General features: G+C 57.1%; 22 protein-coding genes. 17 read left to right on the plus strand and 5 right to left on the minus strand.

Annotated features, from left to right (window positions below):
• Positions 1 to 152 precede the first annotated feature (152 nt).
• The 4 genes from ACXADJ_RS17870 to ACXADJ_RS17885 all read left to right on the plus strand — a co-directional run bounded on the left by ACXADJ_RS17870 (position 153) and on the right by ACXADJ_RS17885 (position 2,580).
• The gene (locus ACXADJ_RS17870; protein WP_475068663.1) at positions 153 to 866 is read left to right on the plus strand and encodes an alpha/beta fold hydrolase; all 714 of its coding nucleotides are present in this window, start codon (positions 153 to 155) and stop codon (positions 864 to 866) included.
• Positions 867 to 931: 65 nt separating this feature from the next.
• Positions 932 to 1,345, plus strand: a complete 414-nt coding sequence (locus tag ACXADJ_RS17875) for a nuclear transport factor 2 family protein (RefSeq protein WP_475068666.1) — start codon at positions 932 to 934, stop codon at positions 1,343 to 1,345.
• Positions 1,346 to 1,375: 30 nt separating this feature from the next.
• On the plus strand, positions 1,376 to 1,738 hold the full coding sequence (locus tag ACXADJ_RS17880) for a protocatechuate 3,4-dioxygenase (RefSeq protein ID WP_028293567.1): 363 nt from the start codon (positions 1,376 to 1,378) through the stop codon (positions 1,736 to 1,738).
• The gene (locus ACXADJ_RS17885) at positions 1,738 to 2,580 is read left to right on the plus strand and encodes a class III extradiol dioxygenase family protein (protein WP_475068668.1); all 843 of its coding nucleotides are present in this window, start codon (positions 1,738 to 1,740) and stop codon (positions 2,578 to 2,580) included. The genes ACXADJ_RS17880 and ACXADJ_RS17885 overlap by 1 nt, the downstream gene beginning before the upstream one ends.
• A gap of 12 nt (positions 2,581 to 2,592) precedes the next feature.
• Here the strand turns inward: ACXADJ_RS17885 and ACXADJ_RS17890 are convergent, their stop codons facing one another.
• Positions 2,593 to 3,300 (minus strand): GntR family transcriptional regulator, encoded by a 708-nt coding sequence (locus ACXADJ_RS17890; protein WP_475068670.1) that lies wholly within the window; start codon positions 3,298 to 3,300, stop codon positions 2,593 to 2,595.
• A 238-nt stretch (positions 3,301 to 3,538) separates the two neighbouring features.
• On the opposite strand from ACXADJ_RS17890, the gene ACXADJ_RS17895 reads away from it, so the two are divergent.
• The 3 genes from ACXADJ_RS17895 (at position 3,539) to ACXADJ_RS17905 (ending at position 6,740) form a co-directional block, all read left to right on the plus strand.
• Entirely contained in the window at positions 3,539 to 4,609 is a 1,071-nt protein-coding gene (locus tag ACXADJ_RS17895; protein ID WP_475068672.1) for a Rieske 2Fe-2S domain-containing protein, read from the plus strand.
• Between the two features lie 12 nt (positions 4,610 to 4,621).
• Positions 4,622 to 5,590, plus strand: coding sequence for a PDR/VanB family oxidoreductase (locus tag ACXADJ_RS17900; RefSeq protein ID WP_475068674.1), 969 nt, complete (start codon positions 4,622 to 4,624; stop codon positions 5,588 to 5,590).
• 85 nt (positions 5,591 to 5,675) lie between these two features.
• Positions 5,676 to 6,740 carry a TRAP transporter substrate-binding protein gene (locus ACXADJ_RS17905; protein WP_475068676.1) on the plus strand — a complete coding sequence of 355 codons (1,065 nt, stop codon included), beginning with the start codon at positions 5,676 to 5,678 and terminating at the stop codon, positions 6,738 to 6,740.
• 193 nt (positions 6,741 to 6,933) lie between these two features.
• On the opposite strand, the gene ACXADJ_RS17910 is transcribed toward ACXADJ_RS17905, so the two are convergent.
• Positions 6,934 to 7,695, minus strand: coding sequence for an SDR family oxidoreductase (locus tag ACXADJ_RS17910; protein ID WP_475068678.1), 762 nt, complete (start codon positions 7,693 to 7,695; stop codon positions 6,934 to 6,936).
• A 262-nt stretch (positions 7,696 to 7,957) separates the two neighbouring features.
• Between ACXADJ_RS17910 and ACXADJ_RS17915 the strand changes: the two genes are divergently transcribed.
• Both ACXADJ_RS17915 and ACXADJ_RS17920 read left to right on the plus strand, forming a co-directional pair.
• Entirely contained in the window at positions 7,958 to 9,178 is a 1,221-nt protein-coding gene (locus tag ACXADJ_RS17915; RefSeq protein WP_475068680.1) for a nucleoside recognition domain-containing protein, read from the plus strand.
• 100 nt (positions 9,179 to 9,278) lie between these two features.
• Complete coding sequence (locus ACXADJ_RS17920; RefSeq protein WP_475068684.1) at positions 9,279 to 9,839, plus strand: DUF2889 domain-containing protein; 561 nt, start codon at positions 9,279 to 9,281, stop codon at positions 9,837 to 9,839.
• A gap of 422 nt (positions 9,840 to 10,261) precedes the next feature.
• Here ACXADJ_RS17920 and ACXADJ_RS17925 read toward each other — a convergent pair whose 3' ends face one another.
• From ACXADJ_RS17925 to ACXADJ_RS17935, 3 genes are read right to left on the minus strand one after another with little or no spacing between them, the layout of a single operon-like run.
• Positions 10,262 to 11,185, minus strand: a complete 924-nt coding sequence (locus tag ACXADJ_RS17925; protein ID WP_475068687.1) for a PAS domain-containing protein — start codon at positions 11,183 to 11,185, stop codon at positions 10,262 to 10,264.
• A complete protein-coding gene (locus tag ACXADJ_RS17930) occupies positions 11,182 to 11,967 on the minus strand; it encodes a response regulator (RefSeq protein ID WP_475068689.1) in 786 nt (261 codons plus the stop codon). Before ACXADJ_RS17930 ends, ACXADJ_RS17925 begins: the two co-directional genes overlap by 4 nt.
• Before the next feature lie 37 nt (positions 11,968 to 12,004).
• Positions 12,005 to 13,375: a sensor histidine kinase gene (locus tag ACXADJ_RS17935; RefSeq protein ID WP_475068691.1), complete on the minus strand. Its 1,371-nt coding sequence runs from the start codon at positions 13,373 to 13,375 to the stop codon at positions 12,005 to 12,007.
• A gap of 411 nt (positions 13,376 to 13,786) precedes the next feature.
• Here ACXADJ_RS17935 and ACXADJ_RS17940 point away from each other — a divergent pair, with 411 nt between their 5' ends.
• The 8 genes from ACXADJ_RS17940 (at position 13,787) to purU (ending at position 23,409) form a co-directional block, all read left to right on the plus strand.
• Positions 13,787 to 16,282: a DUF1989 domain-containing protein gene (locus tag ACXADJ_RS17940; RefSeq protein WP_475068693.1), complete on the plus strand. Its 2,496-nt coding sequence runs from the start codon at positions 13,787 to 13,789 to the stop codon at positions 16,280 to 16,282.
• Between the two features lie 106 nt (positions 16,283 to 16,388).
• The gene (locus tag ACXADJ_RS17945) at positions 16,389 to 16,742 is read left to right on the plus strand and encodes a cupin domain-containing protein (RefSeq protein ID WP_028292960.1); all 354 of its coding nucleotides are present in this window, start codon (positions 16,389 to 16,391) and stop codon (positions 16,740 to 16,742) included.
• Positions 16,743 to 16,860: 118 nt separating this feature from the next.
• Positions 16,861 to 17,403 (plus strand): dimethylamine monooxygenase subunit DmmA family protein, encoded by a 543-nt coding sequence (locus tag ACXADJ_RS17950; RefSeq protein WP_475068697.1) that lies wholly within the window; start codon positions 16,861 to 16,863, stop codon positions 17,401 to 17,403.
• On the plus strand, positions 17,400 to 18,368 hold the full coding sequence (locus ACXADJ_RS17955; protein ID WP_475068700.1) for a PDR/VanB family oxidoreductase: 969 nt from the start codon (positions 17,400 to 17,402) through the stop codon (positions 18,366 to 18,368). Before ACXADJ_RS17950 ends, ACXADJ_RS17955 begins: the two co-directional genes overlap by 4 nt.
• A 261-nt stretch (positions 18,369 to 18,629) precedes the next feature.
• Positions 18,630 to 19,649, plus strand: a complete 1,020-nt coding sequence (locus ACXADJ_RS17960) for a heme-dependent oxidative N-demethylase family protein (protein ID WP_475068704.1) — start codon at positions 18,630 to 18,632, stop codon at positions 19,647 to 19,649.
• A 504-nt stretch (positions 19,650 to 20,153) separates the two neighbouring features.
• A complete protein-coding gene (locus tag ACXADJ_RS17965) occupies positions 20,154 to 21,254 on the plus strand; it encodes a malate dehydrogenase (RefSeq protein WP_028292963.1) in 1,101 nt (366 codons plus the stop codon).
• A 252-nt stretch (positions 21,255 to 21,506) separates the two neighbouring features.
• Positions 21,507 to 22,397, plus strand: a complete 891-nt coding sequence (locus ACXADJ_RS17970; protein WP_475068707.1) for a LysR substrate-binding domain-containing protein — start codon at positions 21,507 to 21,509, stop codon at positions 22,395 to 22,397.
• 145 nt (positions 22,398 to 22,542) lie between these two features.
• Positions 22,543 to 23,409: a formyltetrahydrofolate deformylase gene (gene purU, locus ACXADJ_RS17975; protein ID WP_028292965.1), complete on the plus strand. Its 867-nt coding sequence runs from the start codon at positions 22,543 to 22,545 to the stop codon at positions 23,407 to 23,409.
• The last annotated feature ends 47 nt before the right edge of the window (positions 23,410 to 23,456 follow it).

Genomic DNA, 23,456 nt, shown 5'->3' on the forward strand with positions numbered 1-23,456 from the left:
TTCCAAATCGAGATTACAGACTGCTCGATTCTGCATTTTTTATTGCAAAAAGGATTAGATAGCATGATGCCATATCCTGCCAAACAGCGTTATCACGGCTTCCTGAAGCCGTTGGCTGACGCTGAATAACAACCATTGATGCTGGAGCTGATATGCCTGCCAATCTGGTTTTCCTGCCCGGCTTGCTGTGTGACCAAACGGTCTGGAGCGAGCAACTGAACGCGTTCCCCGATAGCCGTTGTCTGGTTGCCGATTACGGCGAACTGGACAGCATTGGGGCGATGGCGCAGCAGGTGCTGGCAACCAGTCCACAACAGTTTGTGCTGGTCGGGCACTCCATGGGTGGTCGGGTGGCGCTGGAAGTTGCTCGTTTGGCACCCGAGCGGGTAAGCCATCTGGTGCTGCTGGATACCGGTTATCAGGCGCGGGCTGAAGGCAGCGCCGGAGAGCAGGAACGTGCGGGTCGTATGGCGCTGCTGGGGTTGGCGCAAAGCCAGGGGATGCGCGCAGTTGGGGAGCAGTGGGTGCAGGGAATGGTGCACCCCGAGCGGCTGGATCAGCCGGAATTTATTGAGTCGATTCTGGCCATGATCGAGGCCAAAACCCCGGCCATTTTTGCCGCCCAGATCCATGCTTTGTTAAACCGCCCGGATGCCACACAGGTATTGCAACAGCTGACTTGCCCTACCTTGTTGATGTGTGGCCGGGAGGACAGCTGGAGCCCACTGGCACGCCATCAGGACATGGCGCAATTGTGCCCCACGGCAGAACTGGCGGTGATTGAGCACAGTGGCCATATGAGCACCATGGAACAACCGGCAGCGGTGAATCAGGTGCTGGTCGACTGGCTCACGAGTCATCACTGAAGCCGCCATAAAAATCACTATAACAATAACCACGTAAACCGCTATCAAGCCGCAGGATATTTGCCATGACTGAATCCCATCAACAGATAGAAAGCGCCTGTATCCGCTTGGTTCTGGATGCCGTGCATTTCGTCGACAGCCGTCAGTTCGATTGTTTTGCCCGTTGTTTCAGTCAGCAAGGAAGCCTGTATCGGCCTGGTAATTCGGTTCCGCTGCAGGGCCATAAGGCCATTGTTGATGCCTACGAAAGCCGTCCTGCTAGCCGGGTTACCCGTCATATTTGCAGCAATATGCGGGTCGATATCCACAGTGCCAGCTCGGCCACGGTGCACAGCTATGTGCAGCTGTACGCCAAAGACACCGCGGCGGATGGCCCGGACGAGCAGCCTGCGCTGAAGATTGGCGAATTCGAGGACGCATGTGTGTTCGAAAATGGCGAATGGCGTATCAGCGAACGCAAGGCCCGCTTCGTTTTGTAAGCACGCAATTTCCACCCGGAGAATAACCACATGACCGATATCACCACGGATACCCATTGGGGTATCCCGGGCACCTATGTCTTCGATCTGGCATTGTCGCAACAGGGATATGCCATTAACAAAATGTGTAATTCGTTAAAAACACAGGCAAATCGGGATCTGTATCTGGCCGATGAAGAAGCCTATATGACGGCTTACCAATTAACCGAGGCGCAAAAAGACGCCATTCGCCAGCGCGACTGGCTGCGGTTAACCCAGCTGGGCGGCAACCTGTTTTTCTTCCTCAAGCTGGCGGCCACTCTGGGCTATGGGTTGTATCAGATTGGTGCCGAAATGCGTGGCGAAAGCTACGAGGCATTCATGCAAACCCGACGTGTTGCGGGGGCGGTGTAATGGCCAAAATCGTCGCCGGTATCGGCTCCTCACATGTTCCTTCCATCGGTCGCGCCTACGACCAGTACAAGCAAACCGATCCCGCCTGGCAGCCTCTGTTCGATGGTTACCAGCCGGTGAAGCAATGGCTGGCAGAAGAGGTCAAGGCGGATGTGGTGATTCTGGTTTACAACGACCACGGCACCGAGTTCTTTCTGGACCGCTATCCCACGTTCGCCCTGGGTGTCTCAAACCGTTATCAGATTGCCGATGAAGGCTATGGCAAACGGCCATTGCCCGAATTTGAAGGTTACGCCGCGTTTTCACGTCATCTGGCCAACCAGTTGGTGGCCGATGAATTTGATCTGACCCTGTGTCAGGAAATGGCTCTCGACCACGGCTTTCTGACTGCTATGCCGCTGTTGTGGCAGCACAGTGACAGCGACTGGCCGGTTAAGGTGGTGCCTTTGCTGGTGAACGTGATCCAGCATCCACTGCCCAGTGGTCGCCGCTGCTACAAGCTGGGACAAGCCCTGAAACGGGCGATAGAAAGCTGGCCCGAGGATTTGCGGGTCGCGATTGTCGGCACCGGAGGTTTATCCCATCAACTCAACGGCGAACGCTTTGGTTTTATCAACGAGCAGTGGGATCAGCAATGGATGCAACGAATCCAGACCGAGCCCGAAGCGCTGGCCGATTTATCGCACAAGGAGGTGATGACTGCCGCCGGTGCAGAAGGTGGCGAAGTCATCATGTGGTTGGTGATGCGCGGTGCCATGGAGGCTCAGGTTGAAGAGATGCATCGCTTTTATTACGCCCCCATGACTACCGGGATTGGCTTGCTGGCGTTGCAAAACGGTTAAGCCGCTGAACGCTCAGCGACGAATCAGTTTGCTTTGTTCGCCATCGGAGTCGTCGGCTGCGTATTCGTTGGCATAGCCCAGGGTGGCGTTGGCGTGTTCTCGCATCAGGCCTTCGGCGCGTGCGCCCTGACCTCGGGCGAGGGCATCCACCACCGCATGATGCTGCAAGTGGGCGTAGTAGAAACGGCGAAATTCCCGTTCCGGCTTGCCGGGGTCGACCGCCAGTGCGGTGACGGATGCAAACGGCAGGTGCTGATTGCGGGCCAGCGCCGCTTCAATGGCCGGGTTGTGGCTGGCCTTGATCAGGGTCTCATGAAACAGGCAGTTGACGTCGTGGTAGGTCTCGAAGTCTTCGTCGGTCAGGTGGCCTTTGGCAAACAGCGCATCGCCGTCTTTCAGGCACTGGCTGAGCGTTGGTAATACGTTTGGATCCAATCCGCGTTCCACCGCTTGCCGTGCTGCCAAACCTTCCAACACCCCACGGACTTCAATCGCACCGGTGATTTCTTCATGGGAGGTTTCCCGCACCGTGTAGCCACGGCCGGTTTTGATCAGAAAACCTTCCTGCTCCAGCTCCTTGAAGGCAATGCGCACCGGCATCCGCGAGACTCCCAGCGACTCGGCGGTGGGGATCTCGGCCAGCCGTTGGCCACCTTTGAGAATGCCGTCGGCAATTTGTTTGCGCAGGGTAACCAGTACCTGTTTGCCGGTAGAAGCCATGACGATGGAAGTCCTTGGGTCAGCGTTGTTGTTATTGGATCCCGATTGTATGTCAGCCGCGCAAAAATTGCCTGTATGGCGCGGTTTTGAATGTTTTTGGATCCCAAAAAATACCTAAAATGGATCCAATTGAGCCAATAAAACCAAGTTTTGCTGATCTGGATCCATATTTTCTATCTAATTGGATCCAATTGGCGAGCAAAGACAAGCGCCGACAATAACAACAAGAGAGGTCACCATGTTTATCAAGAATGCCTGGTACGTTGCCTGTACCCCGGACGACATTGAATCCAAGCCGCTGGGCCGCACCATTTGTGGCGAAAAGATGGCGTTTTACCGCGACGAAACCGGCACCGCAGTGGCGGTGGAAGACTTCTGCCCCCACCGTGGTGCGCCGCTGTCATTGGGATATGTGGAAGACGGCAAGCTGGTGTGTGGTTACCACGGTCTGGCGATGGGCAGCGACGGCAAGGCCGCCAGTATGCCATTGCAGCGGGTACGTGCTTTCCCTTGTGTGAAGTCGTACGCGGTGATCGAACGTTACGGGTTTATCTGGGTGTGGCCGGGCGAAAAAGCCCTCGCAGACCCGGCCAAAATGCACCATTACGAATGGGCGGAAAGCGACGAGTGGGCCTATGGCGGCGGTTTGTACCACATCCACTGTGACTACAAGCTGATGATCGACAACCTGATGGATCTGACCCACGAAACCTACGTGCACTCCACCTCCATTGGCCAGAAAGAAATTGACGAAGCGGCACCGGAAACCAAAGTTGATGGTGAACAGGTACTGACCCTGCGCGAAATGGAAGGCATCAAGGCGCCGCCGTTCTGGCAAATGGCCATGCGTGCCAACGACCTCGACCCTGAAGCCAGCGTTGACCGCTGGCAGATCTGCCGCTTCACACCACCAAGCCACGTGATGATCGACGTGGGTGTCGCACTGGCTGGCAAAGGCGGTATCAACGCCGACCAGAAAGACCGCGCTTCCAGTGTGGTAGTCGATTTTATTACCCCGGAAACCGAAACCTCCCACTGGTACTTCTGGGGCATGGCGCGCAACTTCAAGGCTGACGATGCTGAGCTGACTGCCAGCATTCGTGAGGGGCAGGGCAAGATTTTTGGTGAAGACCTCGAAATGCTGGAGCGCCAGCAAGCCAACCTGTTGCAGTGGCCAGAGCGGGAATTGCTGAAGCTGAACATTGATGCCGGTGGTGTACAGTCCCGTCGCATCATCGACCGCCTGTTAGCAGAAGAGCAGCACGCCGACGTGATTGCCTCCGACGCCCAGCGCCGCAACGTATCGTAACGGGAGCTGGCCATGAGCGATCTGATCGACGTTGAAATCCGTGCTCTTGAGCAGCAATCCGCCCGGGTCACCAGTTACGAGCTGGTGACCCTCGATGGAAAGCCGCTGCCCGCCGCCAATGCGGGGGATCACATTGATGTACATATTGCTGTGGATAACGGCGATAACCTGATTCGACAGTATTCCCTTTGTGCCCAACCGGGAGCGCAAGGCTACCGCATTGGCGTACAACGGGAAGACGACGGCCAGGGCGGTTCCCGTGCCATTCATGCCCAGTGGCAAGTGGGCACCCGGCTGCAAATCAGCCCTCCACGTAACCTGTTTGCGCTGGTCGACGATGCCAGTCACTCGATTCTAATGGGTGGCGGCATTGGCATTACGCCGGTGTTGTCGATGGCCTGGCAACTGCACCAGCAGGGCCGCTCGTTCGAGCTTCATTACAGCGTACGGTCACTGGCGGAGGCAGCGTTTATCCGCGAGTTGCAGCAGTCGCCCTTTGTCGAGCGTGTGCATCTGTACATCGCCAACGACGGTGGTCGGGTGGATATGGCCCGGTTGCTGGTGCGTCCGCAGCCGAATACCCATCTGTTTGCCTGTGGCCCGGCGGGCTACATGGACGCCATCTGGCAAACCGCCGACACCATGGGCTGGAACCACAGCAACCTGCACCGCGAATACTTTGATGCCCCGGCCGTTGAAGCAACGCCTGATGAGGCGGCATTCACCGTACGGCTGCACAGCAGCGGTCAGGAATTCGAGGTTGCGGCAGACCAATCCATTGCCGCAGTTTTGATGGAAGCGGGGGTCGATGTGCCAGTGTCGTGTGGCAAGGGCATTTGTGGTTCCTGCATGACCCGGGTGGTCGATGGCCAGCCCGAACACCGTGATCTTTATTTGACCGAAGAAGAGCAGGCATCCAATCAGTGGATCACACCTTGTTGCTCTCGGTCAGCATCCCCTTTGCTGGTGCTGGATCTCTGATCCGCCCGGCACTGCTCGTAATAACAATAAACCTGTCAACCAAGCGCAATAACTATAAAAAGGCAAAGGTATGAAGATAAAAACCATGATGGCAGTCCTGCCGCCGCGAGCCTCGGCTCTGGCCAAATCCGTCGCAGTCGCCCTGTCGCTGGGCATGGCATCCCATGCTCTGGCAGCAGAACCGGAAGTGACCCTGAAGCTTCACCATATGTCGCCACCGGCGTCTAACGCCCATAGCAATTTTCTTGAGCCCTGGGCCGAAAAGGTGATGAAGGAGTCTAACGGCCGTATCAAGATTGATATTTACCCGTCCATGCAACTGGGTGGCAAGCCGCCACAGCTGTTCGACCAGGCACGCAAAGGCGTTGCCGATATTGTCTGGACGGTGGGTGGTTACACGCCGGGCCGTTTCCCCAAAGCCGGTGTGTTTGAGCTGCCGTTTATGGCGACGTCTGGCCGGGTCAGCAGCATGGCCTTGCAGCAATACGCCGAAGAGGAAATGCAGGACGAGCTGAAAGACGTTCATCTGCTGGCGCTGCATACCCACTATGCCGGTTCTATTCTGTTGCGCGACAAACCCGTCACCAAGCTGGAAGACATGGCGGGCCTGAAAGTTCGTGCCCCCAACAAATTGATGGCTGAAGCGCTGGAGCTGGCGGGAGCATCACCGGTTTTCCTGCCGGTGCCGACGTTGCCGTCTGCCATTTCCAAAGGTGTGGTGGATTCCGCCTTGCTGGCTTATGAAGTGGTGACGCCGCTGAAAATCCATGAAATGACCCAGTACGCTACCGAGATCACTTCCAAACCGGGCCTGTACACCCAGTTCTTTGTGTTCGCCATGAACAAGGACAGCTACGACAAGCTGCCAAAAGACCTGCAACGGGTGATCGATAACAACTCCGGCATTGAAACCGCAGGCTGGATTGGTCAGGTGTGGGACGACGCCGAAGTGCGTAACCGTAATACCATGGTGGCCAACGGCAACGTCATCAACCAACTGTCGGATAGCGAAGTTGCTCGCTGGAAACAAGTGATGCAGCCCGTAACCGACCACTGGATTGAGGAAATGGACGACGAAGGCTTCGACGGTAAACAGCTGTACCAGAAAGCCAACGACCTGATCAGCAAGTACGAGAAAATCGCTGAATAACCGGTGACATAACACCGCAGCAGGGTTTCGCCACCGGCCGACGCACCAGGGTATTGCACCACCCAGCGCGCTGGCTGGTGGCGACTCTGTCTTAAGGCGGGAATTTGTCAGGGAGCGCGGGCCGCTGGCCCGCATACTAAAAACATACCTGGCTCCCACGCTCCTGCCTGACTTCTACGAGGGAGCCAACGCCTCAGCCCTTACGTGAAATCGAAAACGGCCCAAAGCTCTGCGAAGTCGGCATCATCTCCAGCTGGTTCACGTTCAAATGCGGCGGCAGGCTGGCGATCCAGTAAATCGTCTCGGCAATGTCCTCCGGCTGAATCGGCTCGGCGCCTTCATACAATTTATCGTGAGCGTCCTGATTACCGTCGGTCCGCACCAAGGTAAATTCACTTTCTGCCAGCCCCGGTGCCAGATTGGTCACCCGTACTCCGGTACCTGCCAGATCGGCGCGCAGGCCATAGCTGAACTGCTCTACAAAGGCCTTGGTGCCGCAATACACATTGCCACCCGGATACGGCCAGTGACCGGCAATCGAGCCGATATTCACAATCGACGCGCCGCGGCCCTGAGAAATCAGGGTTGGCAGCAGCGCGTGGGTCATGGTCACCAGACCACTGATATTGGTGTCGATCATGCGCTGCCATTTTTCGGTATCGCAGTCTTGTGCGGGTTCGGTGCCTAACGCCAGTCCGGCATTGTTCACCAGCAATGTCACGTCACGGAAATTCTCTGGCAGCTCGGCCACCGCCTGCTTTACCGCATCGGCATTACGCACATCCAGTGTGAGGATGTGGACGTCGGTTTTCTCTGCCAGCTGTTGTTGCAGCTCTTGCAAACGCTCGCTACGACGGCCGGTCAATACCAGCTTCCAGCCAGCCTCCGCCATTCGAATGGCCGTTGCACGACCAAAACCGGACGTTGCCCCTGTTATAAAAGCCGTGTTCGACATACTGATACTCCTTGTTGATGACGCTTGCTGAAATGACTCGATTGATTGGCCTGATGTATTGGCCCGACTTATTGGTCCTGAAGGGCGCGCTATGCACACTTTGCAAATACCTTACCCCATCATCGCAATGGCCCAACAGTAACACTTCGTCTCGTTTTCGGCGGGGCACTTGTTTGTTTTCAGAGACGGGGACGCACCGCCCAAGCGTTCTCGTCGTGGTAGTCTTTCTTCATAACCCATCCATTTACGCAAGGACGCTCCATTGAACCGACTCTGGGCCCTGTTTTTTCTGATTGGTATTGCCGTTGCCGCCGCCCGCTGGCTGGGTGGTGATGTCGAGGTGTTCCAGCAGCTGGTGTCGGCCAGTTTTGATATGGCCAAACTCTCGGTAGAAATTGCCATCGGTCTGGTTGGTGTGCTGGCCTTGTGGTCGGGCTTGTTCGCCATTGCCGAGAAAAGCGGCATGGTGAATGTGCTGGGGCGCGGGCTGCAGCCGCTGTTTTCGCGCTTGATGCCGGAAGTGCCCAGGGGCCATGAAGCCCAGGGTGCCGTGACCATGAATCTGGCCGCCAATATGCTGGGGCTGGATAATGCCGCAACGCCACTGGGTATCAAGGCGATGCAGGCGCTACAGAGCCTGAACCCGGTAAAAGACACTGCCAGCAATGCCCAGATATTGTTTCTGGTACTGAATACCTCGTCGGTGACCCTGCTGCCAGTGACCATTTTTATGTACCGCGCCCAATTAGGCGCGGCCAATCCTGCGGAAGTCTTTCTGCCGATTTTAATGGCCACATTGGCGTCTACGTTGACCGGCCTGTTGCTGGTGATGAAGATCCAGAAAATCCGCATCGACGCTGTGATTCTGGCGTATCTGGGCGGTTTGGTGGCACTGGTGGCCAGCCTGATGTTCTGGCTTGGCGAGCTGCCATCCGAGCAGCTGGGCAGTGTGTCGGGCCAGCTGGCGAATGGCATTCTGCTGTTCGTGATTGCGCTGTTTTTGCTGGCAGGACTGAAAGCCAAACGGCCGGTGTACGAAGACTTTGTCGCCGGGGCCAAAGGCGGCTTTGAAACGGCCGTTACCCTGATTCCCTATCTGGTCGCCATGCTGGCAGCCATTGGTGTGTTTCGTACCAGTGGCGCGCTGGACTATCTGCTCGATGGCTTGCGCTGGTTGCTGGATGCCGTGGGGCTGACCAGCTGGTATGTTGATGCCTTGCCGGTGGCCTTTATGAAGCCGTTCAGCGGCAGCGGTGCCCGCGCCATGATGCTGGATGTGATGAACACTCATGGTGTGGACTCGCTGGCTGGTCTGCTGGCGGCGGTGATGCAGGGCAGTACCGAAACCACTTTTTATGTGCTGGCGGTGTACTTTGGCGTGGTCGGTATCAGCCGCATTCGTTATGCGCTGTGGGCCGGTCTGGCGTGTGATGTCGCCGGGATGCTGGCGGCGATTCTGATCTGTGGTTGGTTCTTTAACTGACGGGCGTCGTCATAATCGAAAACTATTGTTCATTGGTACAACTATGGATGCTGGCAGCGAGTCGCTATCATGTGCGGCTTGATGTCAGCAGGTAGTTTTCATGTCGTTCAATTCCCATCCCCAATCCTCGTCCGTAACCCGCGAGCCATTGCACCGTCGCAACATCGATGTGCAGGGCTATTTGCGCAGTGATGGATTGTGGGAAGTCGAAGCCGTCATGCGCGACACCAAACACTACGACTTTACCTTGCGGGATCGTGGTTTGTTGCCCATTGGCGAATACCTGCACGATATGACGATGGCGCTGGCAGTGGACGACCGGCTGGTAATTCGTGAAGTGCGGGCGGATATGCGCTCGACGCCGTACCGCGATTGCAACGGTGCCGAACCCCGTTATGACCTGCTGGTGGGCATGAAGATTCGTGGTGGCTGGATGAATGAGGTGAAGGAAAAGCTGGGGCGCTCAACGTCCTGTACCCATCTGACCGAGTTGCTGCCCGTGCTGGCAACCGCTGCGTTCCAGACCATTCAGGGGTATCGGTTGGAGCATGACCGTACCCATGCCGCCAGCCCGAAAAACCGCAAGCATATGCAGAATACCTGCTATGGCTACCGCGAAGGTGGGCGGGCAGACCAGTTATTGTGGAAGAGTGCGGAATAGGTTGTTGATGTTTTGGAGGGGGCGTACTCCTTGAGAGTATCGAGAGCAAGCTCTCTCCCACAATCTCGCTGTAGGTTGGGCGGGGCCTACAGGGGACATCTATTTAATCCTGCACGGCTCTGCGCGAGTATTGCCGTTGTTCAGTGCAAGGCGACGGATGCAGCGAAATGACGAGTCCTTTTCAAATTCGTCAACACAGCACTGGGCGGCGGCAACCCGCGCCCTGCGGGGGCTGCCGGATGATCTCGACTCTGTGTCGCCGACTTTTGACTTGACCCGTCAGGCCTGCAAGTCGGCTTCGTGATTCGAAACCACCCGGTAGCCCAGAGTGAGCACCGGATTAAATAGATGTCCCCTACAAGCTGAACACGCAGAGATCGGGAATAAATTCCCTCCTGCAAGTCAGTGCCAGACGCCCGACCTCAGCCTACTTTATTCACATCCACCATCAGGCCTTCGTGGCTGAAGATTACCCCTTCAATCGCCAGTACGTTGCCGTTGCGGCTGTATACGCCGTGGCCTTTTTCGGTGACGTATTGCAGGCGGCCGTCGGTGTGGTACAGCCGGTAGTTGAGTTCAAAGTTGCCTCGTTGTTGCAGGGCGGCCTGAACGTTTTCCCAGACGTAGTCGGCGTCGGCCGGGTGGATCAGTTTGCCGAGGGTTTTCTGGCTGCGTTCCAGCAGTTCGTTGGCGTGGTAGCCGGTGATGTCGTAGCAGCCGTCGCTGACGTATTCCATGGTCCAGTCGCGGTCGTTGCGGGAGCGGTAGATCATCAGTGGCAGTCGTCCCAGCATGCTGGTGAGTCCGCGCTGGTTGGCGCTGGCTTGCTGGTTGGCCTGTACCTGGCTGGTGATGTCGCAGAGGGTGGCGCAGTAGCGGCCCGGCGCTGGGCTGGCGTCTGCTGTGCCTGTGCTATTGGGGATGTTGGCGGTATTGGTGTTCATGGGTTGCAACCGCAGTTCGCACCAGATGGTTGCTTGCTGGTGGTTCAGCAGCCGTACCCAAATCGGGTCGGTGGCCGGGTGCGGCTGGTCTGTTTCAGCGTCGTCGTACTGGCGGGCATCGATGGCCTGCAGCAGTTCCGGCCGCCAGCTCATGGCGTCGAACAGGGCATGCCATTGGCCGCGCTCCTGTGGGTGCAGGAAATCTTCAAAAAATTCACCACAGGCGTCGGCGGGAGCAATGCCGGTCAGCCGTTGCCAGGCGGCGTTGGTGTAAATGATACGGCCCTGGCGGTCGAACTGAATGATGCAGTCAGCCAGGCTGTCGAGCAGGGCGGTCAGTTCGGCCAGCGGGTCGGTGGCCGTCTGTGCCGGACGTTTGAAAAACGTTGGAAAGCCTTTCATTCGGGCACGTCCTCGGGGGCAATCTGGTAGTTGTTGGTGTGCACCCAGGCAGCCAGTTCCAGTCGTGAGTGCAGGTTGAGTTTGCGCAGCAGGCTTTTCACGTACACCTTCACCGTGCCATCGCTGATGCCCAGTTCGCGGGCGATCAGTTTGTTGTTGAGGCCACGGGCGATCAGTTGCAGGGTTTGCTGTTCGCGGGTGGTGAAATCGACGTTGAGGTCTTCACCGCTGCTATCCCGCTGCCCATCTCTGGCGCTTTCTGTAACGCTTCCGTTGTCTTGAATGCGGTTGTTGTGGCGCTCATCGGTTACTGGCGGATTCTGCCGCAGTGTGTTGGCCAACAGGGTGACGCCGCGGTCGCTGACGGCCACTTCGCCATTCATCACCCGTTGCAGTTTGGTCACCAATTCATCCGGTGCGGTGTCTTTCATCAGAAAGCCGTCGGCTCCTTGCGCCAGTGCTTGCAGCAGGTCGTCGTCCTCTTCCGAGGCGGTAATCACCACCACTTTCATCGTCATTCCGGCCGCACGAATCTGTTGCAACAGCTCCAGCCCGCCAATGGTTGGCATGTTGAGGTCGAGCAGCACCAACTGGGGTTGCCACTGCTGCAACAAGGGCAGTAACTCGCGGCCGTCTTCGATGTCGGCCACCACGTTGAAACATGGGCTGTCGTTCAGCAGCTGCACCACGCCGCGGCGAAACAAGGGATGGTCATCGACCATGATCACCGGGGTTACCGTGGCGGCGGGGTCTTCGGGACGGGTTTGAAGGGCGACGTTCACAGGAGCCTCCATCACAGGCGGTTGTTAATACTGGTTGTTATTGTTTGTTGGTGTTGTTTGTTGATGTGGAGCGGGCAGGTTTGGTTGCGCTGTCTTGCGGCAGTGGAATAACCAGTTCTACCCGGGTTCCTTTTAGCTGAGTTCCTTCTGCCAGGGTTCTTTCTTTCCGGGATTCAGCCTGACCTTCGGGGCGTGCGCCAATGTTCAGCACTGCGCCGATACGCTGGGCCCGTTCTTTCATGATCTGGATGCCAAAACTGTCGCTGCGGCCTTTGCCGCGAATGCCTTTGCCGTTGTCTTCAATCTGGCAAATGAGCACCGATTCACCGTGATCAGCGCCGTGATTCAGGTCTCTGAACAAGCGAATGCTGGCATGGCTGGCGTGGGCATGGCGCACCAGGTTGCAGACCGATTCCCGCACGATGTACATCAGCTGGGTGCTGGTTTGTTCATTCAGCGCCAATGCGCTGAGGTCGGCCCGGATATCCAGTTCAAACACCATGGCTGTGCGTTGTTCAAATTCATCGATCAGCTGTTCGAGGCTATTGGCCAGTCGGTTGGGGCTGGTGGTGAGGCGGGCGGTGGCAATCAGTTCACGGGTTTGGCGATAGGCGTAATGGCACAGCTGTTCCACTTCTTTGGCCTGTTGGCTGGCGCTGCTTTCCACTGTCAGCTGGCTTGCCAGTCGAGCGCTTTGCATACGGGTGTAAGCCAGCGACTGGGCCAGCGAATCGTGCAGCTCGGCGGCGTGTGCCCGGCGTTCGTCGGCGACGGCTTGTTGCAGTCGTTGTTGCTGCTGATACCAGCCTGATAACCCCTGTTGCAGCCGTTGTAGCAGCTCGGTCAGGCGAGGCATCAAGCGGTTAGTTGCCTGCTTTTCGGCCCCGTGCTGCTGACACACCTGTACCAACAACCAGCCCTTCGTGTCGGGCTGGCCTGTTTGCGCAATGTTGAACGGAAATAGCTGTTGGTTGGCGGCAAGCCACTGCTCCGGTTGGCGCAATAGTCGGGAGCAGTTATTCACCGGTGCGCTGAAATGCGGGGTCAGGGCGATGTAGTCGTATTGGGCATTGTGGTTGTTCGTAGTGCTGTCAGAGCGGGTACTTGCGGGCTCTGCTGCGGGCATGGCTTGCGGTAACACCAATGCCTGTAAAGGCGCTTCTTGGCTGTCCTGTGCCAGCGTGGATTGAATCTGCTCCAGCAGTTGCGGCAACTGTTGCAGCGAATCGGCGCTGGCGATGGCGCAGGCCAGATCACTCAGCTGCCAGAACCAGGCATCGCTGCGTACTTCGTCTTCCGCCCGACAGCCTGCGTAGCGTTGCTGGTGATCGTGAGTCAGCCATTGCAGCAGTCGCTGCCAGCCGGTTGAGGCAGGGCGGGACGCAGCATGATGAAGCGGTATCGACATAACTCCTCCTTATCTGTCTCCGGGCAAGGCCAGTTGGGCTGCTGATGTTGCACTCGTTGTGCCAGCCAGAACCCCGGCCTGCGGGTTTGTGCAGAAAATCACCTTTACCAAACCGACCAAGTCGCTTTCAGGGGCGCAAAGAACGCCTTGGGTATGTCTGTAACTCTTTGTTTTAAATGATGTTTACGGTCTGTTTTTCGCGCTTCGCTATTGGGGGTAACCCTTCCTGAGTATTGAGAGGTCAGGTCCTGTGGGTAAATATTTTTAACCAACGGGAAACACAAACCCTGTGCCAGAAAGCGGATCACCGGATGCACCAGTGTGAAGCGACAGCGCAGTGATTTGCCCCTGAATTTGGCAATGGCCACGTGTATTACTGCATTCACCTCACAGCACTGACAGGAGGGCATCATGGCGTCAGCATCTTCAACCACGGCTTTACTACTGCCTGGCGCAATGATGGCTAGCCAACAGCTTGCGGCTGCCAACATGCCCCGCCGTTTTCGTATTGCCGGACGCCACTGGCAGCGGCTGGAGGTAAAGCAGGGCGATGTACTGACACTGAATGGCCAGGATGAACATCAGGGGGTGGAGCTTGTGCGACTGGACGCCCGGCTGTCGCCACAACTGAACATGGCAGCATCTGAGCTTGTTGTTCAGCCCGCGGCCCGTTCATTGGCCATGCTGGAAGAAAACCGTCCCGCTGCGGCTACGTTGGCAGCGGTTTTAAGCCAGCACCAATGCGGCCCAGCCGAACTGGAGCAGGCGCTGGTGGTCGCGCCAGAGGCCTTGAAGACTGGCGTCACGTTGACCAGTCTGTGCGACCAAACCTTATTGATAGTGGCTGCGGCACCGGCTCTGAAATTACAGCCTGTGCAGCTTGTTACTGACGCTTCCGGCGAGAACCAAACCGAAGCCGCGATGATTGCACCTGCTGAAATTCTGCTGACGTTTACCAGTGCCCGCACGAATCCCACGGTGAGTGACGACAGCTTGCCCGTGCCGTTTTCATACGATGGCTCAGCGGAGCTGCAAGGTGCACTGAGCAGCCTTCGTGTACCGCATTCCAGTGCCCGTGCCTACACGGTTAAAGCCGGTGAATACATCCAGATTCTGGATGTGCAGGGCAAGCAATGTTCGGACTTTATTGCCTTTGATCTGGCGGATGTTGAAGCCGCCCAGCGCGGCGAGATCAGCCCGTTTGAAATTGCCACTCTGGATGCCGCTGCCACTCGTACCATTATGGGACACACGTTACCCAAGCCGGGCCTGCATTCGCGTTTCTACGATCAGCATATGCGCGCCATGCTGGAAGTGGTGCAAGACACCGTTGGCCGTCACGACAGCTTTCTGATGGCTTGTACTCCCAAGTTCTATGACGACGCCGGCTATTTTGGCCACATCAGTTGCAGCGCCAACTTCAACGCTCAGTTGAAAGATTGGGGCGTGCCGCCTCGGGCTGGCTGGCCTGCGATCAATTTCTTTTTTAACACTGCGGTGTGCGACGAAGGCTCGGTCACCGGTGATGAGCCATGGTCGCGCCCAGGCGACTACGTACTGCTGCAAGCCCAGCGTGACTTGCTGTGCCTCAGCTCTGCATGCCCGGACGACATCGACTCCGCCAACGGCTGGTTTCCAACCGATATTCACGTGCGGGTGTACGCCGCTGATCACTCGTTTCCCCGCGCCATGGCTTGGCGTAATTCACCCGAGGAGCTGCCCCGCATGACCCAGCAGACCGGTTTTCATTCCAGGGTTGCAGCCCTGACCCAACACCTGAGCGAATACCGTGGTTATTGGGTGGCTGACGAATACAACGGCTTTGGCGCTACCGCTGAATATCTGGCTTGTCGTGAGCGGGTGGCCATGATCGACCTGACGCCATTGCGCAAATTCGAAGTCGCCGGGCCGGATGCCGAACGCCTGTTACAGCTGGCGCTGACCCGCAACGTACGTCGACTGTCAGTGGGCGAAATTGCCTATACCGCGCTGTGTCATCCCACCGGCGGCATGATCGATGACGGCACCATTTTCCGCTTGGGCGAGCAAACTTTCCGGCTGGTGGCGGGCGACAGCTACGTTGGCAGCTGGCTTAAACAATTGGCCGAAGAACATGGTTTCCGTGTGCGAGTGCAGGAATCGACTTCGCAGATCCACAACATTGCCGTGCAGGGGCCAAACAGCCGCGAGCTGTTAAGCGAATTGATCTGGACGCCGGAGCATCAGGTGCCGGTCGCTGAACTGGCCTGGTTCCATCTGACGCTCGGTCGTTTGGGGAGCCCGGAAGGCGCGCCAGTGATGGTCAGCCGAACCGGTTACACCGGCGAGCTGGGCTTTGAAGTCTGGTGCCATCCGGATGCCGCCGAAAGCCTTTGGGATGCGGTATGGGATGCCGGACAGCCGTTCGGTATCGCGCCGATGGGCTTCAAGGCCCTCGACATGCTGCGCATCGAAGCCGGGCTGATTTTTGCCGATCACGAATTTTGTCCACAGACCAACCCCTACGAAGCCGGCATTGGTTTCACTGTGCCGATGAAGACCAAGGAAGAAGACTTTATTGGTCGCGAGGCCATGAAACGCCAGGCCCCGGAAAGTCGCCACAAGTTGATGGGCCTGATCATCCACAGCAACGAGCCGGTGGCTCATGGTGACGAGGTGTTTGTGGCCCGTGCTGACGGTGCTGCCGCCGATGACTACAAAAGCCGCTACGCCGTTGGCGTGGTCACCAGTGCGATCTTCTCGCCCTTGTTAAAACAGCAAATCGCCATGGTGCGACTGGCTCCGGAAGTCGCCGAAGTTGGCCTGAAACTGGAAGTCGGCCAGCTGGATGGTCTGCAAAAACGCATTCCAGCAACGGTGACGACATTACCGTTCTACGACCCCGAACGAACCCGGGTTCGATCCTGATTCAGGCGCGCTGCCGCCCCCGCGGCGTGTCTGAAACCTGAAAAACCAAAGCAAGACCGTACTCAGCAGAAATTAATAACCAACATTCAAGACAGAGGATCACACCATGCCAATGACACATTTCTCCAAAGCTCAGGAAATCAAACAACCGCACATGGGTCGTGAAGGTATCCATGCGTTCCTCGGCGACGTGGCAGTTTCCAACGACGAAGACAAAACCATCGCGGCGGGCTTCTTCCGTATGGAAAAGTCCGACGAGCCGCTGGTGTACGAATACACCTACCACGAGATGAAAGTGATTGTGGAAGGTTCCATGGTCATCAGCGATGAAACCGGCCAGAAGGTATTGGCACTGCCCGGCGACGTTTTCTACTTCGAAAAAGGCAGCGTGATTACCTTTAACTCGGAAGATTACGGCATCGGTTTCTTCTGCGGTCAGCGCCGTGAAGGCGAAGGCTGATTTCGAGCGGGTAACTGTTTCAAGGCCGCTCCGCGTTCTCCCTGCTGGTGGGGCGGCCTCTTTTCTTCCAGCACGGATGGCATGTTTGCCGTCAGTCAGGCCAGTACAGGAGGTTGAAATGACCATCACCGTGGAAATCGATGAACGGGTGAAAAGCCGACCGGAATACTCCCCCGTGAAACTCGACCTGAAACAACAGCAACAGGTGTTTATCAGTGCGACGGGCAATAACGCCACACTGAAACGGATGTTCGACGACTGCGTAACCCAATTGGGCAACCAACGAGTGACCTGGCTGCTGGTGCATCAGGATGTGAAACGGGTGATCGCTGAAACCGCCGTCGACTTCCCACTGGCTACCGCCGTCTACATTGCCGGTACTGAAGCCTGGATGTGGGACGTACGTAACGCCCTGATTGCCGAGGATTTTGCACCCGAGCAAATCCAGATGCTGGCACCGGAATCCAACGCCCGTCGGTTGTTTTGCACCCATTGCTACACCGTGATGGAAGGCGTAACGCACAACCCGCACAGCTGTTCAGGCTGTGGTGAATTGCTGCTGGTGCGTGACCATTTCAGCAAGCTGCATGGCGCTTATGTCGGGGTATCCATCAACGCCGAAGACCGCAGTGAGATTCCAGCCACGGAGGCATTGGTATGAGCATGAACAGCACGGATAACTACCGGGTCAAAGTGACAAACATTGTTGAAGTTGCTCCGACCATCAAGGAATTCACCCTGGTTGCCCAAAACGGCGAACTGACGCCATTTTCGCCCGGTGCCCATGTGGTGGTGAGCATGAAAGGCGAGAGCGCCGACGGTCAGCCGAAGCAATGGAAAAACGCTTACTCATTGCTGAGCGACCCGCGCGACACCTCAGCCTACAAAATCGCTGTGCGATTACAGCCGCAATCCCGTGGTGGCTCGGTGTTTATGCACCAGCAGGTAAGCCAAGGCGACGAGCTGGAAATCACCCCGCCAGCCAATCTGTTTGCCCCCAACTGGCGCGCCAAAAGACACCTGCTGATTGCCGGTGGCGTCGGCATTACGCCCTTTATGAGTTACCTGCCGGAACTTGAACGCATGGGCGCCAGCTACGAGCTGTACTACGCCTTCCGTGGCTTACAAACCGGCGCTTACAAAACCGAATTGATCGAGCAGCTGGGCGAGCAGGTGCACTGCTACGACGCCGATGCTGGCGACCGTCTGCAACTGGCTGAACTGCTGAAATCCCAACCGCGCGGTACTCATGTCTATGTTTGCGGCCCAGAGCTGCTGATTGACGGCGTGCGCCAGAACGCTGCGCTGCTGGGTTACCCCGATAGCCTGATTCACTTTGAGGAATTCGCCGCGCCACAACCGGGCAGCCCGTTCACCGTAACGCTGAAAAGTAGCGGTGCTGAAGTGCAAGTGAGCTCGGAAGAAAGCCTGCTGGAAGCCCTCGAAGCCAACGGCGTTGAAGTGCCTAACCTCTGCCGCGGTGGCGTGTGTGGCCAGTGCGTTACCAAGGTGCTCGACGGCGATGTGGAACACCGCGACGCCTTCCTGGATGAACGCGAACAAGACACCTGCATCATGCCGTGTGTCTCACGAGCGAAATCCAAATCGCTGGTGCTGGGATTGTAGAAACCGAATTCGCCGGTGCGCAGTGCGCACCCTACAAAGACCGAAGCGTCAGCGTCGTAGGGTGTGCACCGGCACCGAGCAGCGAATCGGAAGCGCTAAGCAGGGGCGGCCAGACCGGCCGGGGACAAGGCCCCCAGAAGGTCAAAGGCATATCGTCTGGCGCAGTGCGTAGGGTGTGCACCGCGCACCAAAAAACAGAATGAATCGGCAGCCATCGCCTGTAACTGCGCTGGCTTCAGGAACCACCGAGAGGAATTAACCATGCGTGTAGCACCAACCAAAATCGAAACCTTCCGTGACGATTTCACCTACAGCAACAGCGAATTCGCTATCAAGCGTTTTCCATTCCCTTTCCCGGAAGACGACTACATGTACTCGGTGAACATCGAACCGCACACGCTGCCGGGGCCGGTCGGCACGGTGAACGAACACCTGATCGACATCGACGAACACTACCTGTCGGAAATGCGTGAACGCGGCATCGTACTGGAAGAAAACCCCAAGCGTTGCCTGGCCATGCCACACATGGACCTGGCCTGCTGGGATATGATCGACCGCTGCATGACTACCATGTCCGAGGACTACCCGGACTTCTTCTCGCTGACCAAGGACGGTGATACCTGGCACTGGCACAACAAGCTGCTGGATCAGCAGGATACCTTCACCTTTGGTGACAGCAGTACCTTGCCACTGCCGCCGATGGAATACATCGGTCGTCAGGTACAGGGCGATTTTGCTTTGCTGGATCAGCGCGACGGTGACCTGTTTATGGATGCCGGTATTGTCACCTGTCCGGCCGACTGGTCGTTGGCATTTGATGCCGGAATGAGCTTCAAGGAGTGGCACGGACCGGTGCCGATGGCACACGAACTGGGCATTTTTGATCGGGCGCTGAAATACCTCTGTGCGATTCAGGTGAATCGTCCGGTTCGTCGCCTGAATTGGACCCTGACCGTCAATGCCCGTATGGATACCTCACCAGAGACTTATCCACAGTGGGGCACCGACAGAACCACCGTTACCCCTGAAAACATCGGTGAAAAGATCCATTTGCGGGTGGAATTGCAGGTGCTCGACCGCATGCCGCGCTCCAATGCACTGATGTTTAGCATTCGCACTTACCTTGCCAGCCTCGAAGACCTGTGCCGCAACCCGGAATGGGCACGGCGCCTGCATCGGGTTATGAAGGGGCTGCCTGAACCACTGATCGAATACAAAGGCCTGACGCGTTACCACCCGATGCTGGTGGAGTGGCTGTCGCAATTTGATCCGGTGAATTAGGGGCCCCGGGTCTATCGTCCGAATACCCGCAAGAACTTGCCCGCGCCTGTGCGGGCTTTTTTTCGCCTGCTATTCCGGTGCTGTAGCGATTACGGTTACCTTTATTGCTGTCGCTGTAGGAGCGAATTTATTCGCGATGGAAACGCATCAGCTGTAGGCTGGGCCCCGCCCAACAATTGCTGGGCGGGGCCCAGCCTACGGGCTGATGCCGTTGCCTGCTTATCCCCTCGAACCCCATTCAATTGTCGGTTTTCGGCACCAAAGAACAGCTGCCGTCCTGGATAATCCCTCGCACACTCAATAACAGTTTCCAGGGTGTGGTATTGATGAAATTGTTATAGCAACGGTCTTTCAGACCCACGTTCATCATCCATAAAAACAATAGAACATAGCTGAGAAAGCCACTGAACCTGTCGCCTTGAGCGTGTTAGCGTTTCTCTAACGCAGTACACAAACAGGCTTTTTGGCTGGCCATCAGGATTTTTCAAACCAGGGAGAGACCCCATGCGCAGACCCATACGCATTGCCGTAACCGGCGCCGCTGGCAGTATTTCAAGCCACCTTCTTTTCAAGATCGCCGCAGGCGAAATGTTCGGCAAGGATCAGCCGGTCATTCTGCAACTGATCGAAATTCCCCAGGCCATGGATGTCTTGCTGGGGCTGGCGATGGAGCTGGAAGACTGTGCCTTCCCGCTGCTGCACACCATTACCTTGCACGACAACGTCGAAGAGGGTTTTGAGAACGTTCACTACGCCTTGCTGATTGGTGCAACGCCGCGTCGTCCGGGGATGGAACGGAAAGATCTGTTGGAGCAAAACGCCGCTATTTTTGCCCGTCAGGGCAAGGCGCTGAACGATCACGCCAACCGTGATGTAAAAGCCCTGATTGTCGGTAACCCGGCCAACACCAATGCGCTGGTTGCGGCTCGTAACGCGCCGAATCTGAGTCCGTCGCAGTTCACCACGCTTACGCGTCTGGATCAGAACCGCGCCATCGGAACGCTGGCCAACCACACCGGTGTGAACCCGAAAGACATCGACGGTGTGATCATCTGGGGCAACCACTCCACCACCCAATTCCCGGACCTGCATCAGGCGACTCTGTATGGCAACCCGGCGATGCCTGCGATCCCGATGGATTGGTACACCGAAACCTACATTCCAGCGATCCAGAAACGGGGCGGGGCGATTCTGGAGAAACGTGGGGTGTCCAGCGCGCCATCAGCGGCACAGGCGATTGTCGACCACATGCACGATTGGGCATTGGGCACCGGCCCGGGGCACATCGTATCCATGGGCATTGCCTCGGATGGCTCCTACGGCATTGCCAAGGGCATCTACTTCTCGTTCCCGGTGCGTTGCGACTACGGCCGTTACCAGATTGTGCAGGGCATTGATCTGAATGAATTCCAGCGCGAGCGCCTTAACGCCACCGAGCAGGAATTGCTGCAAGAACGCGAAGGGGTTGCGCATTTGTTGCCGAAGGAAACCGAAGCCACCCACACCAACCTCAGCATTTGTCTGAAGTCTGGTGTGACCTTGTACGCGGACGAAACCGGCCCCGGCGAAAGCTATAAATTCCTGCGTATGAATCGGGTGATGTAAGGGCCTGTGGGAGTGGATTTATTCGCGCTGTCTTTCGTTCGCGAATAAATTCGCTCCTACAATGTTCCCGACACCCGACACCCGACACCCGACACCCGACACCCGACACCCGACACCCGACACCCGACACCCGACACCCGACACCCGACACCCGACACCCGACACCCGACACCCGACACCCGACACCCGACACCCGACCATTGCCTTTCTTCTGCTGCCTGTTAACTTGAAACCTCAAACAGGGAGTACCCCATGACCGCCAAACAACTGCGTGCCTTTCTGGCCGTTGCCCGCACCCTGAGTTTTGCCGAAGCCAGCAATCAGGTGTTTTTGTCCCAGCCTGCGCTCAGCCTGGCGATCAAGACCCTCGAAGAATCCCTTGGCGGCAAACTGCTGACCCGCACCACGCGCTCGGTCAAGCTGACCCCGGAAGGCGAGGCACTGGTGCCGATTGCCACTCGTTTGATGGCCGATTGGGATAACGCCCAGGAACAGCTGCAACAGCGATTTGCGCTGCAAATGGGGCAGGTGGCCGTGGCATCCATGCCGTCGTTTGCGGCGGGTTTGCTGCCGCAGGTGCTGAAAACCTACCGCAACCGTTACCCCGCCATTCGTGTGGAAGTTCATGATGTGATTGCCGAGCAAGTGGTCGCCATGGTGCGCTCGCGGCGTATTGAAGTGGGTGTGTCGCTGGTGCCGGAAGGTGCGCCTGATCTGGACTTCACTCCCTTGTTCACTGACGAATTTGTCGCCGTCCTGCCGCCGGATTCGGCGTTGTTAAACGGCCAGTCATCACTCTGCTGGGATCAGCTTCTGGAGCAGGATTTTATTGCCCTGCAACGGCCGTCCATTGTGCGCCTGATGCTCGAACGCCAGTTAACCGAGCAGGGCAAACAACTCAATGTGGTGTTCGACGCCCATCAGCTGGCGACAGTTGGCAAAATGGTGGCATCGGGGCTCGGTATCAGCGTAGTACCTGGTCTGTGTCGTCAGCAAATGGAAGAAATGGGCGCGGTGTGTTTGCCGCTAAACGGCCCGCTGGTGGTCGGTGAGGTTGGCGTTCTAACCCGCCGGGGCCACGAACTGTCGGTGGCGGCACAAGCGCTGGTGGACGTGCTGCAACAGACGTTTTCCGGGGCCTGACAGGGCATCCTGCAAAACCCCTCACAATTCCTCGCAAATTCGTCGCGTTCAGATAAAAAGACGGTGAATTCTGTCTCTCCCGTCGCTGTGCTGGTGCATAATAGGGGCTTCGCTTTTTGTTAACTGAACCAACAAGGTTAATCCCATGCCACACCCGAACGCCAAAAATGAATACGTACTGAAAACCACCTGCCCGGCAGGTAGCGGCATTGTTGCTGCGGTTGCGGGTTTTCTGGCCGAGCGTGGTGGCTACATCAGCGAGCAGTCGCAGTTTGACGACCGCGACAGCGGCAACTTCTTTATGCGTACCCGCTTCAGCTTCGAAGGCGACGACCAGAGCGAAACCGTCAAGGCAGAATTCAGCCAGGTAGCCGAACGCTTCAACATGACCTGGAGCCTGCACAACGCCTGCGCACCGGTAAAAACCCTGATCATGGTATCCAAAGCCGACCACTGTCTGGCCGATTTGCTGTACCGCAAGAACAAGGGCGAACTGAACATGGAAATCACCGCTGTGGTCTCCAACCATCAGGATTTGCGCCCAATGGCCGAGCGTGAAGGCATTCGCTTCGTGCACCTGCCAATCAGCAAGGAAAACAAGCTGGAGCAGGAACGCGTGCTGATGGAAATCGTCGATCAAACCGGCACCGAACTGGTGGTACTGGCGCGCTACATGCAAATCTTGTCGAACGGCCTCTGTGTTGAACTGGCGGGTCGCGCCATCAACATTCACCACTCGTTCCTGCCAGGTTTCAAAGGCGCTCGTCCTTACTACCAGGCCTACGACCGCGGCGTAAAACTGATTGGTGCCACCGCCCACTACGTAACGGCCGACCTCGACGAAGGCCCGATCATCGAACAGTCAGTACAAACGGTTGACCACACCATGGGGCCAGAACAACTGACCACCGCGGGTCGTGATACCGAAACCGTGGCGTTGGCCCGTGCCGTCAAACTGCACACCCAACATCGCGTGTTTATCGACGGCAACAAGACCGTGGTGTTCAAGTAAGCGGATTGTCCGATTTGCGCTGTTGCCATGGGACCCTGTCCTGTTGG

Source organism: Oceanobacter sp. ABM4_470, assembly GCF_056158645.1.

What these genes read in the sequence shown, in the direction of transcription:
- ACXADJ_RS17870 (WP_475068663.1), top strand. Translation starts at nt 153, where the DNA reads ATGCCTGCCAATCTGGTTTTCCTGCCCGGCTTGCTGTGTGACCAAACG.
- ACXADJ_RS17875 (WP_475068666.1), top strand. Translation starts at nt 932, where the DNA reads ATGACTGAATCCCATCAACAGATAGAAAGCGCCTGTATCCGCTTGGTT.
- ACXADJ_RS17880 (WP_028293567.1), top strand. Translation starts at nt 1,376, where the DNA reads ATGACCGATATCACCACGGATACCCATTGGGGTATCCCGGGCACCTAT.
- ACXADJ_RS17885 (WP_475068668.1), top strand. Translation starts at nt 1,738, where the DNA reads ATGGCCAAAATCGTCGCCGGTATCGGCTCCTCACATGTTCCTTCCATC.
- ACXADJ_RS17890 (WP_475068670.1), bottom strand. Translation starts at nt 3,300, where the DNA reads ATGGCTTCTACCGGCAAACAGGTACTGGTTACCCTGCGCAAACAAATT.
- ACXADJ_RS17895 (WP_475068672.1), top strand. Translation starts at nt 3,539, where the DNA reads ATGTTTATCAAGAATGCCTGGTACGTTGCCTGTACCCCGGACGACATT.
- ACXADJ_RS17900 (WP_475068674.1), top strand. Translation starts at nt 4,622, where the DNA reads ATGAGCGATCTGATCGACGTTGAAATCCGTGCTCTTGAGCAGCAATCC.
- ACXADJ_RS17905 (WP_475068676.1), top strand. Translation starts at nt 5,676, where the DNA reads ATGATGGCAGTCCTGCCGCCGCGAGCCTCGGCTCTGGCCAAATCCGTC.
- ACXADJ_RS17910 (WP_475068678.1), bottom strand. Translation starts at nt 7,695, where the DNA reads ATGTCGAACACGGCTTTTATAACAGGGGCAACGTCCGGTTTTGGTCGT.
- ACXADJ_RS17920 (WP_475068684.1), top strand. Translation starts at nt 9,279, where the DNA reads ATGTCGTTCAATTCCCATCCCCAATCCTCGTCCGTAACCCGCGAGCCA.
- ACXADJ_RS17925 (WP_475068687.1), bottom strand. Translation starts at nt 11,185, where the DNA reads ATGAAAGGCTTTCCAACGTTTTTCAAACGTCCGGCACAGACGGCCACC.
- ACXADJ_RS17935 (WP_475068691.1), bottom strand. Translation starts at nt 13,375, where the DNA reads ATGTCGATACCGCTTCATCATGCTGCGTCCCGCCCTGCCTCAACCGGC.
- ACXADJ_RS17940 (WP_475068693.1), top strand. Translation starts at nt 13,787, where the DNA reads ATGGCGTCAGCATCTTCAACCACGGCTTTACTACTGCCTGGCGCAATG.
- ACXADJ_RS17945 (WP_028292960.1), top strand. Translation starts at nt 16,389, where the DNA reads ATGCCAATGACACATTTCTCCAAAGCTCAGGAAATCAAACAACCGCAC.
- ACXADJ_RS17950 (WP_475068697.1), top strand. Translation starts at nt 16,861, where the DNA reads ATGACCATCACCGTGGAAATCGATGAACGGGTGAAAAGCCGACCGGAA.
- ACXADJ_RS17955 (WP_475068700.1), top strand. Translation starts at nt 17,400, where the DNA reads ATGAGCATGAACAGCACGGATAACTACCGGGTCAAAGTGACAAACATT.
- ACXADJ_RS17960 (WP_475068704.1), top strand. Translation starts at nt 18,630, where the DNA reads ATGCGTGTAGCACCAACCAAAATCGAAACCTTCCGTGACGATTTCACC.
- ACXADJ_RS17965 (WP_028292963.1), top strand. Translation starts at nt 20,154, where the DNA reads ATGCGCAGACCCATACGCATTGCCGTAACCGGCGCCGCTGGCAGTATT.
- ACXADJ_RS17970 (WP_475068707.1), top strand. Translation starts at nt 21,507, where the DNA reads ATGACCGCCAAACAACTGCGTGCCTTTCTGGCCGTTGCCCGCACCCTG.
- purU (WP_028292965.1), top strand. Translation starts at nt 22,543, where the DNA reads ATGCCACACCCGAACGCCAAAAATGAATACGTACTGAAAACCACCTGC.